Genomic DNA, 14,995 nt, shown 5'->3' on the forward strand with positions numbered 1-14,995 from the left:
CCAAATCAAAAGGTGAAGCAAAACGAAATGAGGTTTTGCTTCACCTTTTTTTAGTGCTAACTTTTTTATTTTTTACGGAATAAAATCAATTGACAGAAATAAGCACATGCTTGAAAAGCTAAGCCTGCAAGAGTGACACCCATCCAGCCGAAATGTTCCCACATCGTTGTACCTACTAACGATCCTGTTGCTCCACCAATAAAATACATGAACATAAAAATCGTATTATTGCGGTTACTTGCTTCTTCACCCAGACCTTGGACACGTGCTTGATTAGACACTTGACCAAACTGATTCCCAACATCTAATAAAATAATTGCAGATAACAAAAGTGCTAAATGGTCGCCACCAATGAGAAGTAAAACGAAACTCAGTGTTTGCATCCACAACCCCATCGAAATAATCTTTCTTTCCGAATAAGAATCTGCTAAACGTCCCACAATTGGTGCCGCAACAGCTCCCGACAAACCAAAAATTGCTAAGATCCCTGCTTCAAATGTCCCCCAATGATACGCAGGGCTGCTAATATAAAAAATCAACGTTGACCAAAAAATCGAAAACGTTCCAAACATAAAAAAGCCATTGAATGCCGATTCACGTAATAAACGTTGTGATACAAATAAATGCGGTAAGCTCTCCAAGGAATCAACATAAGAAACGGATGCTTTTCGATTTTCTTGTGTTCTTGGTAATTTTTCATAAAGCAATACTGTTAATAATCCCACAGCGACCAGTGCAAATAAATAGACCATCCGCCAAGAAAATACACTGGCAATAATACCTGATATCGTTCGCGATAATAAGATCCCAATCAATAAGCCACTTAATAATTGACCCATTACTTTTCCGCGTGCTGCTGAACCTGCTAAAACAGCCCCATATGGAATAATGATTTGTGGCACGATAGACAATAATCCAATTAAGAAAGATGCACATGCAAATAACGTAAACGATGGCGCAAAAAAAGCAGCCAATAATGAAATAGCCGATAATGCAGCCATCCGAATAATCAATTTAGGCCGATTGACAACATCTCCCAATGGTACTAAGAACAACAAGCCCAAAGCATAGCCGAGTTGCGTCAACATGGTTAAAATACCAATTGCACTTGTACTAACTGAAAAACTTGTTGCTACTTTTGTTCCAATCGGTTGGATATAATACATATTGGCAACCACGACACCACAAGTAGTTGCTAGTAAAGTCGTCAATGCTCCTGTTAATTGAATTTGTTTTTTTTGTTCCATTCTTTCCCCTCACTTCCAACTAATAGTGTAGCTCTTTCATCAAAGAAATGAAATCATCTATGAATATTTTATTCACTTTTCTTTTCCATACCTAACCGATGTTTTTCACGATCTTTATAAATAATCACAACTAACCCAATCAGTAAAAGTACACTTGCAACAATTCCTACTGCTGTTTTGCTATAGCCATGAAACAATGCTTCACCCCCGCAAGCATATAAGATTGATGAAGGTAATACGCCTAAAATCACTGACATCGTCACTTGTTTTAAAGATAAATTTAGTGTATATGCTGTAAAACTGACAATGGAGGAAGGAATTACTGGTACCATGTAGCCAATCATCACACCTATTTTAGGGTGTCTCATTCGAGTAATCGCTTTTACCCAACGGTTTTCTTTGGTTGATAGATCCAAAAAAGATATATGATGCAATAAAAAAATAGCAAATAAGTTCCCTATGGCATTCCCACTAATATTGATGAAACTTCCAACAACTGGACCATAACTAACCCCCACTAAGATACCGACAATCGATGTTGGAATCCCCGGCACCACACACATTACTGTTGTTAATAAAATCAGTAATATTGCAGTGAGTACCCCATGAGAACGTACTGTTTTTTGTAATAACGCCTGACTTGCCTTAGGATTTAGCAAGATAGCAAGATCCTTTGCATACTGCAAATAGACATGATAGCCAATCAATAAAATCAATCCGATACCACATAGAATCAAAATGAGTTGAATCCTTCGCTTTTTCATTGATACTCCTTTTCTCAACTATTTCTTTTATTTCTTATTTTAGCATAGGTTTCACTTTCTTTGCTTCCTCCTTCATTCAGCCTATCTCAGCTCCAATCTTTTTATTTTCTTTATGTATTCGCTTTTTAACCAAAGTAAAGTCTATTTATTCCTTCTCTATTCAAAGCTCAATCCCTAATCTTCAATAGATTATCAAAAATATTGATTAGAATACTGCTCACTTCCAAAAAGTAGGATTAACTAGTTTACCCCAAAAAATATTTTTCAATGCTGACATTTGGAATAGCCATAATACTTATCCTATACTTTCATTATAATCACGTATTGATTCTTAATAGCATTTGTTGAAAAAAAACAGACAATTAGTAAACATAGATAATTCAAACTATCCCTAGCGTTCAACTTTATCTAGATATTTTTCGCCTATTTCAACGTCCAAATTCTTTTTCTTCTCGTGAAAAATGTAATTGGTGATACTGTTCAAATTACACTTGATGTTTTTGTAGAACAGATACAACAAACACATAAAATATCAAAAAAGTAAAAAAGCCAATTTATAACTCTCTAGCTCTTACTGGAACATTATTCCGTGAGAGTTTTTTTGTCTCGCGTTAGACTCATGTTTTGACATCATCAAGTAGCAAGTATAACAAGTATAATAAAAAAGCATCGAAATCCTTGATGGGATTTCGATGCTCTATAATCAGCAAAAATTATTTAACTGTTACTGATGCGCCAACTTCTTCAAGTTTAGCTTTTAATTCTTCAGCTTCGTCTTTAGACACGCCTTCTTTAACTGGTGCAGGAGCGCCATCAACTACTGCTTTAGCTTCTTTCAAGCCTAAGCCAGTTGCTTCACGAACTGCTTTGATAACTTTAACTTTTTGGTCTCCAGCTGCAGTTAATTCTACAGTGAATTCAGTTTGTTCTTCAGCTGCAGCACCTGCTACAGCACCAGCTGCAGCTACAGGAGCAGCAGCAGATACGCCAAATTCTTCTTCAATAGCTTTAACTAGGTCGTTAAGTTCTAGGATAGTTGCTTCTTTTAACTCAGCAACGATGTTTTCAATGTTCAATGCCATGATAATTTCCTCCATTAAATGTTGTTTGTTTTATTTATGCTATGCGGCTATTAAGCTGCATCTCCATCTTCTTTGTCTGCGACTGCTTTGACAGCGTAAGCCACGTTGCGGACTGGCGCTTGTAGTACAGATAGCAACATAGAAAGAAGTCCTTCGCGGTTTGGCAATTTTGCCAAGGCTGTAATTTCTTCCAATGAAGATACTTTACCTTCGATGATACCGCCTTTGATTTCTAATGCTTTTGCGTCTTTAGCAAATTCATCCATGATTTTTGCTGGTGCAACTACATCTTCGTTACTAAATGCAACGGCTGTAGGGCCAGTAAATACTTCGTCCAAGCCTTCTAATCCAGCTTGTTTTGCAGCACGTGAAAGGATAGAGTTTTTGATAACTTTCATTTCTACGTTTGCATCACGAAGTTGTTTACGCAAGCGAGTTACTTCATCAACAGTTAGTCCACGGTAGTCAACGACTACTACAGATGCTGCTGCTGTAAATTTTTCACTTACTTTATCAACGATCTCTGCTTTTTTTGCGATTGCTGCTTCACTCATTTTGAGTTTCACCTCCTGAATTTTGATGGAAGAGTCTTTAGTTACCTCATTACGCTGTTCAAAAGGAATCCTTTTTACTTTGCTTAATCAGTATTGTTTATCCTCTAATCACTTTGCTCTTAGTGATTCAATCTCGCATTGCTCGAAAGGAAACTCCTTTCACTTTGCTCAACGAGTAATGTTCATCAGCTAACCTCTCCGCTCTTAGTGATTCACAATAAAAAAACCCTATGCCACCGTAGACATAGAGGGACTATTGAAATTATTCAATAAACGTCCTCGGTAGGAAATTAAGGCAAAGCCACCTACTGTCTTCGGTACAAGTTAATTATTAACCTCAACTAGCTTAGCACGCTAAACTAGTTGAGTCAAGAATTATTTTTCAGTTGGATCAATCAACTTTCTAATTTAATTCAAATTAGAAAGAAGCTTGGTCAACGTGGATACCAGGTCCGAATGTTGTTGTTACAGTAACATTCTTCATGTATTGACCTTTAGCTGCTGATGGTTTAGCTTTCACTAATACATCATGGATTGTTTGGAAGTTTTCGATAAGTTTTGCGTCATCGAATGAAACTTTACCGATTGGAACATGTACGTTACCAGCTTTGTCAACGCGGTAAGTTACTTTACCAGCTTTTACTTCGTTAACAGCTTTTGTTACGTCCATTGTAACTGTTCCAGTTTTAGGGTTAGGCATTAAGCCTTTAGGTCCTAATACACGACCTAATTTACCAACAGTTGCCATCATGTCAGGTGTTGCAACAACTACGTCAAAGTCAAACCATCCACCTTGGATTTTTTGAACCATGTCGTCGTCACCAACGAAATCTGCACCAGCTGCTTCAGCTTCTTTTGCTTTTTCGCCTTTAGCAAATACTAAAACAGATTGTGTTTTACCAGTTCCGTTTGGTAATACAACAGCACCACGAATTTGTTGGTCTGCTTTTTTAGGGTCAACATTCAAACGGTAAGCAACTTCAACAGTTGCGTCGAATTTTGCAATGTTAGTTTCTTTTGCCAAAGCTACTGCTTCTGCAACAGGATAAACTTTACTTGAATCAACTTTTTTTAATGCATCTTGCATTTTTTTGCTCTTTTTAGCCATTTTGTTTCCTCCTTGATTGTGGTTATAACGGTTGTACCTCCCACGTGTTCTATATCTTTCAATACAGAGCCAACTGAGAAGCTACTTTCTTGGGGTCGTTAGAATAAATTATTCTACAACGATACCCATGCTTCGTGCAGTTCCTTCAACCATGCGCATTGCTGATTCAACGTTAGCAGCGTTTAGGTCTTCCATTTTCAACTCAGCGATTTCTCTTACTTGATCGCTAGAAATTGTAGCAACTTTATTTTTGTTTGGTTCGCCTGAACCTTTTTCGATTTTAGCTGTTTTTTTCAATAAAACTGCAGCTGGTGGTGTTTTTGTAACAAAAGTAAATGAACGGTCTTCATATACTGAAATTACAACTGGGATAATCAAGCCTGCTTGATCAGCTGTACGAGCGTTGAATTCTTTAGTGAATCCCATAATGTTGATACCCGCTTGACCTAGTGCAGGACCTACTGGTGGTGCTGGAGTTGCTTTACCTGCAGGAATTTGCAATTTAACGATTTTTTCTACTTTCTTTGCCACGAGACATACCTCCTTAAGTCCGTGATGTGGTTAATTGGAGATACATATTTCTCCTCCCACGTTTTCATCTATCAATTTTTTAAAAAGTTAGATAAAAATGCGCATTTCAATGCACACTGATACATTATAGCAAATTCAATCATATTTTCAAGAATTTTTTCGATTATTTTTAGAGTTATGAGAAAAAAGTGCTAAAAATTTTCTTATAAAAGGAAAGATTTTTCTCTTTCTCTCACCCTTTTGTGCTAAACTTACGCCAGAATAAATAAATGTACGAAAAATGAAGTTTTTTATAGAAACTTTTTTCCTTAAGAATTTGACGAGGTGAAAAAATGAAAGAGTTAAAGTATAGAAGTGTTTTTGATATTATCGGACCAGTGATGATTGGTCCAAGCAGTTCTCATACTGCAGGTGCAGCTAGAATTGGAAAAGTGATTCGCAGTATTTTTGGCGAACAACCAGATTCTGTTGAGATTTACCTTTATGAGTCCTTTGCAAAAACGTATCGTGGTCACGGTACCGATATTGCTTTAGTTGGTGGTTTGTTGGGAATGGAGCCTGATGATGAGCGTTTAGCTGATTCACTAAAATTAGCGTATGAAGCTGGGATGGAAGTTTTGTTCGTACCTAAAAGTGAAAAAGCAGAGCATCCGAACTCAGTTAAAATGCTTTTAACAAAAGGAAAACGCAAATTGTCAGTGACAGGCATCTCGATTGGGGGCGGAAATATCCAGATTTCCGAACTTAATGGTTTCAAAATTTCTTTAAGCATGGGAACACCAACACTGATCGTTGTCCATCAAGATGTTCCTGGGATGATCGCTAAAGTGACCAATATTCTTTCCGAAACAAACACAAATATCGGAACGATGACCGTGACAAGAGAATCAAAAGGTGAAAATGCCATTATGATTATCGAAGTGGATGATCCACAAGTCGAAGAAACTGTCCGAAAACTACAACAGCTACCACATATTGATAGCGTGAATTACTTTGATTAAAGGAGTCTGCAAAGCCTATGTTTTTATCAATTGAAGAATTAGTCGAACAAGCAAAAGACTACTCATCTGTCGCAGAGCTAATGATTGCAACTGAGATGGAAATGAGTGGCCGTTCGCGCGAACAAATCATTCAAATCATGGAAAAAAATCTAACAGTCATGGAGCAATCGATCACTGAAGGAAAAGCTGGAGTCACTTCTGTTACAGGAATTACTGGCGGAGATGCGAAACGTTTAGATGCTTACTTGGAACAAGGTGATTTTTTAAGTGGTGACACGATTTTAACAGCTGTAAGAAATGCTATTGCAGTGAATGAAGTTAACGCCAAAATGGGGCTTATCTGTGCGACGCCTACTGCTGGAAGTGCGGGTGTTGTCCCGGGTGTGCTAATGGCCGTTCGTGAACGTCTTTCTTTAACACACGAGCAGCAACTAGATTTTTTATTCACAGCAGGAGCTTTTGGATTAGTCATTGCAAACAATGCTTCAATCAGCGGTGCCGAAGGTGGTTGTCAAGCAGAGGTTGGTTCTGCTAGTGCGATGGCAGCTGCAGCTTTAGTTTGTGCAAAAAATGGCACACCGCATCAAGCTGCTCAAGCAATTGCCATCACATTAAAAAATATGATGGGGCTAATCTGTGATCCTGTCGCTGGACTAGTAGAAGTTCCCTGTGTGAAACGAAATGCTTTAGGTTCCTCACAAGCTTTTATTTCCGCAGACATGGCACTTGCAGGAATCGAAAGTGTCATTCCACCAGACGAAGTAGTTGCGGCTATGTATCAAGTTGGACGCCAAATGCCATCGATTTTCAAGGAAACGGCTGAAGGCGGTTTGGCTACGACACCTACTGCACAACGATTAACCAATGAACTGTTAACTAAACAAACTTAAAAAGGTCGGGGCAGATAATTCTGCCTCAGCCAAACTGAAGACAACAACCATGAAAGGATGGTTGTTGTCTTCAGTTTTTTTCTTTGTTTATATGTGAGAATCGAAAACTTCATGCATTCCAATTTCATACCTCAACGGGCTACTACGTTGAAATACGTTGTTACACAACGATTTTTAGTTCAATAATGATTACTTCTATGGATTATCTGCTCTATTTATTTATAACCCACAAAATAAAGAAACACTATAAGCATCGTTAAAATATCAAGCACAACGATCACAATCATCAGTGCAATCGCTCGTTTAAATTGTTTTGGAATAATTTTATTCTTCCACGTAAAAATCATGGAAAGGGCGATGGGTGCGGAGTAAGGAATAAACACCGCAATTACTAAAAGAATAATCAAAGCAAAATTCCATAATTTCAAATCTTGTATCTCAAATAGCCTATTTTTTCTAACTCGTTTGTTCATCCTTTCTGAATCCACCACTTCATTTTCAGAATAAAAATAATCAATTGGCAAATTAAACAATTGAGCTAATAAAATAATATTATCCGTAGTAGGAATCGCTCGTTGGTTTTCCCAATTAGAAATTGTTTGTCTAGAAACTAAGATTTTTTCTGCTAATTCTTCTTGTGTTAGTTTTTTTCAATCTTTCTGCTTTTGTTTTTTGGTGCATACGATCAAACAACCCCCTTTCTTATCAAATTTTACGAATGTAAAGTCTTATGTAAAACACCTTTGCTAGTTAGTTACATCATTGCGTAGTAAGTTATTTTTGTAAAAAAAAAATTTTAGAAAGAAGTGTTGAGAAGGTTAGCAAAAAATTTAAAAGTTGTTACAGGTTTATTATCAGTTATTACAATTTCCGGAGCTCTTGTCCCAACAGCTACTGTCTTAGCTGAAGAAAATAATCAGATTAGCCTGACTAATGAACAAACAAGCACACAAGAAATATATGTCCTCAATGAAAATAATCAAAACTATAACCAAGCTGTGAAGTATTTAAAAGAACATGCTACTAGTTTATCCGTTACATACTTTAAAGAATATTTTTACGGAAAAACTGTCACTTCTGAAAATCACGATGCATTGTTGGATGGTTATCTTGAGTTTTTAAGTACCAAACCTCATTCTAGAGTTGGTATTGAAGTCATTTTAGGAATTATCGCCTCTTCTATTGCAATTATTCAAGGAATGTATAATCGTTAATTTATTTTATGAAAGGACTAAAAATGAACATCTTCAGGGATATTTTCAAATTTTTTATTGATCACTATGATTTTATCGCAATCTTATTACTCTCAGGAGCTGTAATATCTTTATCTGTCAAATTAGCTAGACAGCAAGATGAAATTGACCAAATTAAGCAGCAACTTCACACTTACGAAGTACAAGATCTTTTATCAAGAAAAAAGAAGTAGCCGAGCTTACTAGGTTGATAGTTCTTACAAAATATTTGATGATAAAGTGGCTGTGACAAAGGTGTTTCGCTTCAAGCAATAAGTACACTTTATAAAAAAGAGCAGTGACAATATGTTTGTCACTGCTCTTTTTTTATTGATAGATTTAAATATAGCTAGAAAGTTTTTGGTTACACTTTCTCACCTAATCCAACAATGTCGTATTTTTTACTTCTTCAATTGTTTTTGTACCAGCTAATTGCATAGTAATGGATAGTTCTTTATTGAAATGTTCAAAGACGGAAGTTACACCTTCTGCTCCACCTAAGTTCAATCCGTAAATCACTGGACGACCAATTGCTACTAGATCCGCACCACTTGCCAATGCTTTGAAAACATGTTCACCACGACGTACACCTGAATCAAAAACAATTGGTACGCGTTTATTAACTGTTGCAGCAATCATTGGTAATACTTCAAATGAGGCAGGACCACCGTCTAATTGGCGTCCACCATGGTTTGAGACCCAAATGCCATCTGCTCCAGCAGCAATTGCAACTTCAGCGTCTTCTGGTGATTGAATGCCTTTTACAAAAACAGGAAGATGTGTAAATTCTTTGATTTTTTTGATGTCCTCTGGAACTAACCCTTGTTTAGCCGCTGCATAAATTTCAGCGATTCCTTTTCCTTCACCATTTCCGCTAGCACTTTGTTCACTATAAGCAGCTAAGTTAGGCATTGGTAAAGGGAATTGGAATTGATTGATGACATCTTCTTCACGATAGCCACCTAATGTCGAATCCGCTGTAAGAATAATTGCTTTTGCTCCGGCTTCCATCGCTTGTGTCAAAATAAATTCATTGAAGCCATCATCTTTACTCATATATAGTTGGAAAAATTGTGGTGCATCTGGTGCTGCTGCAGCGGCATCTTTAATTGTTGTATTCGCATACGTGCTGATTGAGAAAATTGAACCAGCAGCTGCGACACCTTTTGCAGTATCTGCCTCCCCTTTTTCATGAGCTAATCCTTGTGCAGCTGATGGTGCTTGAATAATTGGTGTATCTAGATCAATGCCGAAAATAGATGTGTGTAAATCAGCATGATCAATCCCGCGTAAGACGCGTGGCATAATTTTTTTAGTATTGAATGCAGAAGTATTTTCTTTCATTGTCCATTCATCTTCAGAGCCGCCACGAATATACCCGAAAGCACCTGCTTCCATGCGTTCTCTCACGCGACCTTCTAGTGATGCAATATTCACGATTTCGATTGGATGTTCTTCATTACTTGTATGATAAGTCATTTTGACTCCTTCTTTCTTTTCAACTTTACAAAAGTAAGTATATTACTCTTACAAAAAGTAAGCAAATATTTATACTCGAAAAAAAGAGCACTAGCTTAAAATAGCTACCGCTCAATTTATTTCAACTAAAAATTTTTATTTTACTGCACTTTCCTAAATTCTATTCTTTCGCTTCCCACAGAAATTTCTGGACAAGTTTATCTACTTCTTGATTTTCATGCAGCATACTATGAGAAGCATTATCTCCTTCAACGACATGTTCCTCCACTTGATTACCATGCTGGGTTAGCAACGCAAATACAGCTAACGCACTATTGAGCGGTACCGTTCCATCACTTAAATCCGTTTGGCTCAATTGCCCCGCAATCAATAATATCTTGGTCTGCGTAGGAACATTGTCGATCATTCGCTGATAGTCTTGGTAACGACTAGAAGTTACCGCTGGTCCATTGGCTAATTCATCTGATAATGTTTGTGTGCTATCATCAACAAAATCATTAAATGGCGCACCAATTGCTACAAATTTTTTGACTTGAGGTAATGAATTCTCTTGACCATAAGTTGCTAAGTAGCGCAACGCACTCACGCCTCCCATCGAATGACCAACAACATTCACTTTTTCCACGCCATATGTTGTTTGTAAATAGGCTAAACAGTTTTTGATCCATTCCGTCTGATTCCATTCATTGTTGACATTATCAGTAAACAAAACTTGAACCATTGGATTTTCTGCCTGTTGGTTTAACTCTCCCGTTGCTTGAACCGTTCCATCTGGGCGCACAGTCAACTGAAGGGATTGTTTTGCTACTTGATTTTCTTCTAGCCGTTGCAACATGCCCTTAAAAGAATTGACTGTTCCACTGTAGCCATGAAAAAAAAGTGTTGGGGTCGTTGACTTCTTTGGAGCCTCGCTTGTTTGTGTCGTTTTTTCAATTTGCGTAGATGCGCTGGAACTAGCTTTGCTCGTTGTTCTTTGACAACCAGCCATGATGACCAGCCCTAATAAAAGAAAGCTAGTGAACAAAGCAAAATTGATTTTCTTTGAACGAATTTTTTTCAATGACTTTTTCCTCCTTTAATAAGTGATCGTCTTGTTTACTAAAAAAACCTGAAGCGCTAATCACTGGGATCAACAATTCAGGTTTTTTGTTTAATTAGTCAATTTTATCTACTTGATCGAAGTCAAGCTCAGTGCTTGTTTCGCGACCAAACATATCGATATTTACTTTTAGTTTTTCTTTTTCTTCATCGACTTCAGTCACGTGTCCTTCAAGTCCAGCAAATGCACCTTCAATGATTTTCACTGTTTCACCAACGCCAACTTCTAAATCATTTTGACGCACACTCATACCGATTGAACGTAAAATGTGATTTGCTTCTTCAGGTAACAAAGGAGCGGGCTTACTGCCGGCGCCGTGAGATCCTACAAAACCAGTTACTCCTGGCGTATTACGAACAACATACCAAGAACCGTCGGACATAATCATTTCAACTAGGACATACCCAGGGAATGTTTTATGAACCGTTTCTTTTTCTTTGCCATTTTTTATTTCAGTCTCTGTTTCTTCTGGGACAACGACACGAAAAATATAATCAGCCATTTTCATGCTTTGCGCACGAGATTCAATGTTTGCCTTTACCTTATTTTCATAACCAGAATACGTGTGCAGCACGTACCAATTTTTTTCAAAAGATTCCATTTACGGCTCCTCATTTCGTTGTAAAATAAAAAAACCTCAGTCACCCGAAGTTTTTCTTCCACCCAATTGTAGCACAAATCAAGCTCATTTACTAGCGTCTTATTTAAGAACTAGTGCAAATAAGCTTTGGATCGCCGTGTCCATAATGAAAAACATCAAAGCAAAAATAATTGATGTTTCAATGACAACTAAAGTGTCACGACGCAATTGTCTTTTTGTTGGCCAAGTCACTTGTTTCATTTCAGCCAGTACACTTTTAATAAATTTCACCGCTGTGTCCTCGTTTCCTTCTTATTTTGTTTCTTTATGTAATGTGTATTGATTACAATATTTACAAAATTTATTGATTTCCAAACGCGCGCCACTTTTTCCTTCACTAACCGATTTGGTGTAGTTTCGAGAGCCACAAACGGAACAAGCTAATGCAGCTTTTTTCTTTGCCATCCGTGTCTACCTCCTAACTGAAAATCAAATTTATACCTATTAACATTAGCATGAAAATAAGTTCTTGTCAATTTGTGGTAAGTACGAGCTATTGTTTTATAAATACTTATGATATGATTAGTAAGAAATGAAGTAAAAATGAGATATGGAGGTATTATTATGCTACTTAAAACACTTGTATATAAGAAAAAAGATCTAACAACTGTAACCGAAACAAACACATTAGAAGAAGCACTTGAAATCTTAGAAACATCTGGTTATCGTTGTGTACCAATTTTAGACGAATCTGGGAAAATCTTCCGCGGAAACATCTACAAAATGCACATCTATCGTCATAAAGCAAATGGCGGAGATATGACTTTACCAGTCACTCACTTGTTAAAAAATGCGACAAAATTTATTTACGTGAACACTTCATTCTTTAAAGTGTTCTTCACGATTAAAGAGTTACCTTATATTGCTGTTCTCGATGATGAAAATCATTTCTATGGCATCTTGACTCACAGTACATTGCTAAACATGTTGTCACAATCTTGGAGCGTTGAGCAAGGAAGCTACGTTCTAACTATTGCTTCTACGGGTAAGCAAGGTGATTTAGCAGCTATTTCTAAAATCATTTCTAAATACAGCAGCATTGCCAGCTGTATCACACTGGATATCGGCAAAGACGAATTTATTCGTCGCACATTGATTACTTTGCCAGCTGATACTGATCAAAAACTTTGCGATACGATTGTTGAGCATTTGGAACGTAAAAACTATAAAGTTGTTGAAATCGAAAACTTAAGAGATATGTAAATAACAAAAAGTTACGCTAACTTGGCGTAACTTTTTTTCGTATGAGATTTTATTTCTATCTTTTTTAGACAGACTCTAAAAAATACAAAAAGAACTAACCTTCACTCTACAAGAAAATTGGCTAGTTCTTTCTAAATTTATTGATTCACTTGTCACTGTTTTTAGGATGTTGTCTACTGCTCTGATTAGAAAATCTATACTCTTTTATCAAATCCAATTGCTCGATTCAAGTAATACATAATTGGTGCAGAGATTGCCATTGTCACGAATTCACTCAATGCCAATGTTCCATAAGTGATCCAAAAAGGTTTGCCACCTGTTGGCACTAGCATGTACGCAATCAAAATCATACTCACTGTGAAAAATAAAGTATTCAATGCCAAACGAACTTTGACGTTTTTTACTTTATTATGCAATAAAGCTGTAATACCTAGTGCAAGTAATGTTTGTCCTCCACCGAACAAGACATCTAAAATACCAAAACCAAAAAAAGCATTATACACAACTACACCGCCTAAGACGCCCCATAATAGTTTTCGATTAAAGACGACTAAGTGATTCAAGCTTTCTGAAATTCGGATTTGAACTGGTCCTGATGAAAGTGGTGTAACAAAAGTCAACGCTAAATATAAGGCCATTACAATTCCATTAATCATTACTACTCTTAAACGCTGATTACTTTTTGTTTTCATTTCCTTTTCCTCTTTTCTCCTAGTTTTGTTAACGCGGGATGGTCGACGAACCGCAAAAGGTATTATAGCAGATGTCTTTTACTTTTCAACCATGCTTTTATTTTTTAAGCAACAGTCAAGATTGTAAACGATCGCAAAAACGGTGTGTTTTATGGTATAAAATAAGTGTAAGAGGACATAGGAATTCCCCGTCACGCAAACGAAGTAGGTTTTGCACGCAGAGAATTGTTATGAACTTAAATAAACAACAGAAAGGTGTGGGAATTTGAGCTACCTCTTACTATTACCAAGGTCTAGCAAGCAGCGGAAGAACTAAGTGGACATTTCGAACCTTAGAATTCTTCTCCTTACACAGTTAAGGATTGAGCACTTGCTAGACTTTTTTTATTTTTTTTCGGATAAGTTCTTTTTTATTTCGGATTTCCTCTGCTATAATAACTAGGAATCTGCAAAAAAAGATCTTTTTTTGCGTTAGCCACAGGAGGCACACATGAATTTTCATTATCATCTTTTAATCAATCGAGCTGCTGGAAGTGGCAATGGTCAAAAAGTCGCCGATAAAATGTTTCCCATTTTCGATCAGCATCAAGCCAACTATTCTGTCTATTATTCAGAATACCCTGGACATGATGCAGAGCTAGCAGAGCAACTTGCTAAAGACACACTATTACCATGGACTACTGAGAATCAAGAAACAGTGACTACTTTCCCGCTCCTAGTCATCGTTGGTGGTGACGGAACGCTACACCAAGTGTTAAACACGTTTTACCAATTAGATTTGGAGTTACCCGTCGCTTATGTTCCAGCTGGTTCTGGAAATGATTTTGCCCGCGGAATTGGCTTATCTCGTAATACAGAACAAGCGGTCACTCATTTATTGAACACAGATGAGCCACAAGAAATCAATCTATTGACTTATCAAGAACAGGTAACTGACACCAAAGGAGTTTTAGTCAACAATCTTGGCATTGGTCTTGATGCGGCAATCGTTCATACAACAAACCATTCCGCTACCAAAGAGCGCTTAAATAAGTATAATTTAGGCTCACTTTCTTATATTTTATCCATTTTACATGTCTTTTTTACACAAAAAGGATTTCCAATTTTGGTAGATGTTGGCGGAAAAACAATAAATTTTGAAAAAGCTTTTCTTTGTACAACGACCAACCACCCTTATTTTGGGGGTGGCGTTGCTATTGCACCAACTGCTGAGGTATTTAAACCAACAATTGATTTTGTTGTGGTTGAGAGAATTAATTTATTCAAAATTATTTGGATCGTGATTTTATTAATACAAAAGAAACAATTAAAATCAAAGAATTTCCACCATTTTACTACAAGCAAACTACGTATCGTCTCCACGACTCCACAGTTTGGCCAAGCAGACGGCGAAGACATTGCACCCCAATCATTTGATTTACAGTTTGGAACGAAGACCCAGTCATTTTGGTGCCAAACAAAAAAATAAGGAGA

18 protein-coding genes, 1 pseudogene and 1 other annotated feature are annotated in these 14,995 nt (G+C 37.0%); of the genes and pseudogenes, 5 read left to right on the plus strand and 14 right to left on the minus strand.

Annotation, left to right across the window (positions count from 1 at the left end):
* Positions 1–65: 65 nt before the first annotated feature.
* The 6 genes from AC4BC3_RS10945 to rplK form a co-directional block, all read right to left on the minus strand.
* Complete coding sequence (locus AC4BC3_RS10945; RefSeq protein ID WP_490466503.1) at positions 66–1,247, minus strand: MFS transporter; 1,182 nt, start codon at positions 1,245–1,247, stop codon at positions 66–68.
* 68 nt (positions 1,248–1,315) lie between these two features.
* Entirely contained in the window at positions 1,316–2,011 is a 696-nt protein-coding gene (locus tag AC4BC3_RS10950; protein ID WP_490466504.1) for a TVP38/TMEM64 family protein, read from the minus strand.
* Between the two features lie 713 nt (positions 2,012–2,724).
* Positions 2,725–3,093, minus strand: coding sequence for a 50S ribosomal protein L7/L12 (gene rplL, locus AC4BC3_RS10955; RefSeq protein WP_067482950.1), 369 nt, complete (start codon positions 3,091–3,093; stop codon positions 2,725–2,727).
* 50 nt (positions 3,094–3,143) lie between these two features.
* Complete coding sequence (gene rplJ, locus AC4BC3_RS10960; RefSeq protein WP_206897643.1) at positions 3,144–3,647, minus strand: 50S ribosomal protein L10; 504 nt, start codon at positions 3,645–3,647, stop codon at positions 3,144–3,146.
* A 210-nt stretch (positions 3,648–3,857) separates the two neighbouring features.
* Positions 3,858–3,983, minus strand: a sequence feature (ribosomal protein L10 leader region).
* Positions 3,984–4,065: 82 nt separating this feature from the next.
* Positions 4,066–4,755: a 50S ribosomal protein L1 gene (gene rplA, locus AC4BC3_RS10965; RefSeq protein ID WP_067482954.1), complete on the minus strand. Its 690-nt coding sequence runs from the start codon at positions 4,753–4,755 to the stop codon at positions 4,066–4,068.
* A gap of 108 nt (positions 4,756–4,863) precedes the next feature.
* Positions 4,864–5,286, minus strand: a complete 423-nt coding sequence (gene rplK / locus AC4BC3_RS10970) for a 50S ribosomal protein L11 (RefSeq protein WP_206897644.1) — start codon at positions 5,284–5,286, stop codon at positions 4,864–4,866.
* Between the two features lie 332 nt (positions 5,287–5,618).
* On the opposite strand from rplK, the gene sdaAB reads away from it, so the two are divergent.
* Both sdaAB and sdaAA read left to right on the plus strand, forming a co-directional pair.
* Positions 5,619–6,287, plus strand: a complete 669-nt coding sequence (gene sdaAB, locus AC4BC3_RS10975; RefSeq protein WP_206910246.1) for an L-serine ammonia-lyase, iron-sulfur-dependent subunit beta — start codon at positions 5,619–5,621, stop codon at positions 6,285–6,287.
* Positions 6,288–6,304: 17 nt separating this feature from the next.
* On the plus strand, positions 6,305–7,177 hold the full coding sequence (sdaAA, locus tag AC4BC3_RS10980; protein WP_206910247.1) for an L-serine ammonia-lyase, iron-sulfur-dependent, subunit alpha: 873 nt from the start codon (positions 6,305–6,307) through the stop codon (positions 7,175–7,177).
* 215 nt (positions 7,178–7,392) lie between these two features.
* On the opposite strand, the gene AC4BC3_RS10985 is transcribed toward sdaAA, so the two are convergent.
* Positions 7,393–7,650 carry a hypothetical protein gene (locus tag AC4BC3_RS10985; RefSeq protein ID WP_490466505.1) on the minus strand — a complete coding sequence of 86 codons (258 nt, stop codon included), beginning with the start codon at positions 7,648–7,650 and terminating at the stop codon, positions 7,393–7,395.
* 36 nt (positions 7,651–7,686) lie between these two features.
* A pseudogene (locus tag AC4BC3_RS10990) lies at positions 7,687–7,815 on the minus strand (helix-turn-helix transcriptional regulator); the annotation flags it as partial.
* A gap of 171 nt (positions 7,816–7,986) precedes the next feature.
* Here AC4BC3_RS10990 and AC4BC3_RS10995 point away from each other — a divergent pair.
* Entirely contained in the window at positions 7,987–8,391 is a 405-nt protein-coding gene (locus tag AC4BC3_RS10995) for a hypothetical protein (RefSeq protein WP_490466506.1), read from the plus strand.
* A gap of 396 nt (positions 8,392–8,787) precedes the next feature.
* Here AC4BC3_RS10995 and AC4BC3_RS11000 read toward each other — a convergent pair whose 3' ends face one another.
* The 5 genes from AC4BC3_RS11000 to rpmG form a co-directional block, all read right to left on the minus strand.
* Positions 8,788–9,888, minus strand: a complete 1,101-nt coding sequence (locus tag AC4BC3_RS11000) for a lactate oxidase (RefSeq protein ID WP_206910249.1) — start codon at positions 9,886–9,888, stop codon at positions 8,788–8,790.
* Positions 9,889–10,048: 160 nt separating this feature from the next.
* Positions 10,049–10,876: an alpha/beta fold hydrolase gene (locus AC4BC3_RS11005; RefSeq protein ID WP_206910341.1), complete on the minus strand. Its 828-nt coding sequence runs from the start codon at positions 10,874–10,876 to the stop codon at positions 10,049–10,051.
* Between the two features lie 166 nt (positions 10,877–11,042).
* Positions 11,043–11,588: a transcription termination/antitermination protein NusG gene (gene nusG / locus AC4BC3_RS11010; RefSeq protein WP_206910250.1), complete on the minus strand. Its 546-nt coding sequence runs from the start codon at positions 11,586–11,588 to the stop codon at positions 11,043–11,045.
* A 99-nt stretch (positions 11,589–11,687) separates the two neighbouring features.
* On the minus strand, positions 11,688–11,858 hold the full coding sequence (gene secE / locus AC4BC3_RS11015; protein WP_067482982.1) for a preprotein translocase subunit SecE: 171 nt from the start codon (positions 11,856–11,858) through the stop codon (positions 11,688–11,690).
* Between the two features lie 21 nt (positions 11,859–11,879).
* Positions 11,880–12,032 (minus strand): 50S ribosomal protein L33, encoded by a 153-nt coding sequence (gene rpmG / locus AC4BC3_RS11020; protein WP_067482984.1) that lies wholly within the window; start codon positions 12,030–12,032, stop codon positions 11,880–11,882.
* A gap of 159 nt (positions 12,033–12,191) precedes the next feature.
* On the opposite strand from rpmG, the gene cbpA reads away from it, so the two are divergent.
* Positions 12,192–12,830 (plus strand): cyclic di-AMP binding protein CbpA, encoded by a 639-nt coding sequence (cbpA, locus tag AC4BC3_RS11025; RefSeq protein WP_067482986.1) that lies wholly within the window; start codon positions 12,192–12,194, stop codon positions 12,828–12,830.
* 194 nt (positions 12,831–13,024) lie between these two features.
* On the opposite strand, the gene AC4BC3_RS11030 is transcribed toward cbpA, so the two are convergent.
* Complete coding sequence (locus tag AC4BC3_RS11030) at positions 13,025–13,522, minus strand: QueT transporter family protein (protein ID WP_490466507.1); 498 nt, start codon at positions 13,520–13,522, stop codon at positions 13,025–13,027.
* Positions 13,523–14,012: 490 nt separating this feature from the next.
* Between AC4BC3_RS11030 and AC4BC3_RS11035 the strand changes: the two genes are divergently transcribed.
* Positions 14,013–14,990 carry a diacylglycerol/lipid kinase family protein gene (locus AC4BC3_RS11035; RefSeq protein ID WP_490466508.1) on the plus strand — a complete coding sequence of 326 codons (978 nt, stop codon included), beginning with the start codon at positions 14,013–14,015 and terminating at the stop codon, positions 14,988–14,990.
* Positions 14,991–14,995: the final 5 nt, after the last annotated feature.

Source organism: Enterococcus sp. AAFC-DPL-6103 (assembly GCF_058216595.1).

What these genes read in the sequence shown, in the direction of transcription:
- AC4BC3_RS10945 (WP_490466503.1), bottom strand. Translation starts at nt 1,247, where the DNA reads ATGGAACAAAAAAAACAAATTCAATTAACAGGAGCATTGACGACTTTA.
- AC4BC3_RS10950 (WP_490466504.1), bottom strand. Translation starts at nt 2,011, where the DNA reads ATGAAAAAGCGAAGGATTCAACTCATTTTGATTCTATGTGGTATCGGA.
- rplL (WP_067482950.1), bottom strand. Translation starts at nt 3,093, where the DNA reads ATGGCATTGAACATTGAAAACATCGTTGCTGAGTTAAAAGAAGCAACT.
- rplJ (WP_206897643.1), bottom strand. Translation starts at nt 3,647, where the DNA reads ATGAGTGAAGCAGCAATCGCAAAAAAAGCAGAGATCGTTGATAAAGTA.
- rplA (WP_067482954.1), bottom strand. Translation starts at nt 4,755, where the DNA reads ATGGCTAAAAAGAGCAAAAAAATGCAAGATGCATTAAAAAAAGTTGAT.
- sdaAB (WP_206910246.1), top strand. Translation starts at nt 5,619, where the DNA reads ATGAAAGAGTTAAAGTATAGAAGTGTTTTTGATATTATCGGACCAGTG.
- sdaAA (WP_206910247.1), top strand. Translation starts at nt 6,305, where the DNA reads ATGTTTTTATCAATTGAAGAATTAGTCGAACAAGCAAAAGACTACTCA.
- AC4BC3_RS10985 (WP_490466505.1), bottom strand. Translation starts at nt 7,650, where the DNA reads ATGAACAAACGAGTTAGAAAAAATAGGCTATTTGAGATACAAGATTTG.
- AC4BC3_RS11000 (WP_206910249.1), bottom strand. Translation starts at nt 9,888, where the DNA reads ATGACTTATCATACAAGTAATGAAGAACATCCAATCGAAATCGTGAAT.
- AC4BC3_RS11005 (WP_206910341.1), bottom strand. Translation starts at nt 10,876, where the DNA reads ATGGCTGGTTGTCAAAGAACAACGAGCAAAGCTAGTTCCAGCGCATCT.
- nusG (WP_206910250.1), bottom strand. Translation starts at nt 11,588, where the DNA reads ATGGAATCTTTTGAAAAAAATTGGTACGTGCTGCACACGTATTCTGGT.
- rpmG (WP_067482984.1), bottom strand. Translation starts at nt 12,032, where the DNA reads ATGGCAAAGAAAAAAGCTGCATTAGCTTGTTCCGTTTGTGGCTCTCGA.
- cbpA (WP_067482986.1), top strand. Translation starts at nt 12,192, where the DNA reads ATGCTACTTAAAACACTTGTATATAAGAAAAAAGATCTAACAACTGTA.
- AC4BC3_RS11030 (WP_490466507.1), bottom strand. Translation starts at nt 13,522, where the DNA reads ATGAAAACAAAAAGTAATCAGCGTTTAAGAGTAGTAATGATTAATGGA.
- AC4BC3_RS11035 (WP_490466508.1), top strand. Translation starts at nt 14,013, where the DNA reads ATGAATTTTCATTATCATCTTTTAATCAATCGAGCTGCTGGAAGTGGC.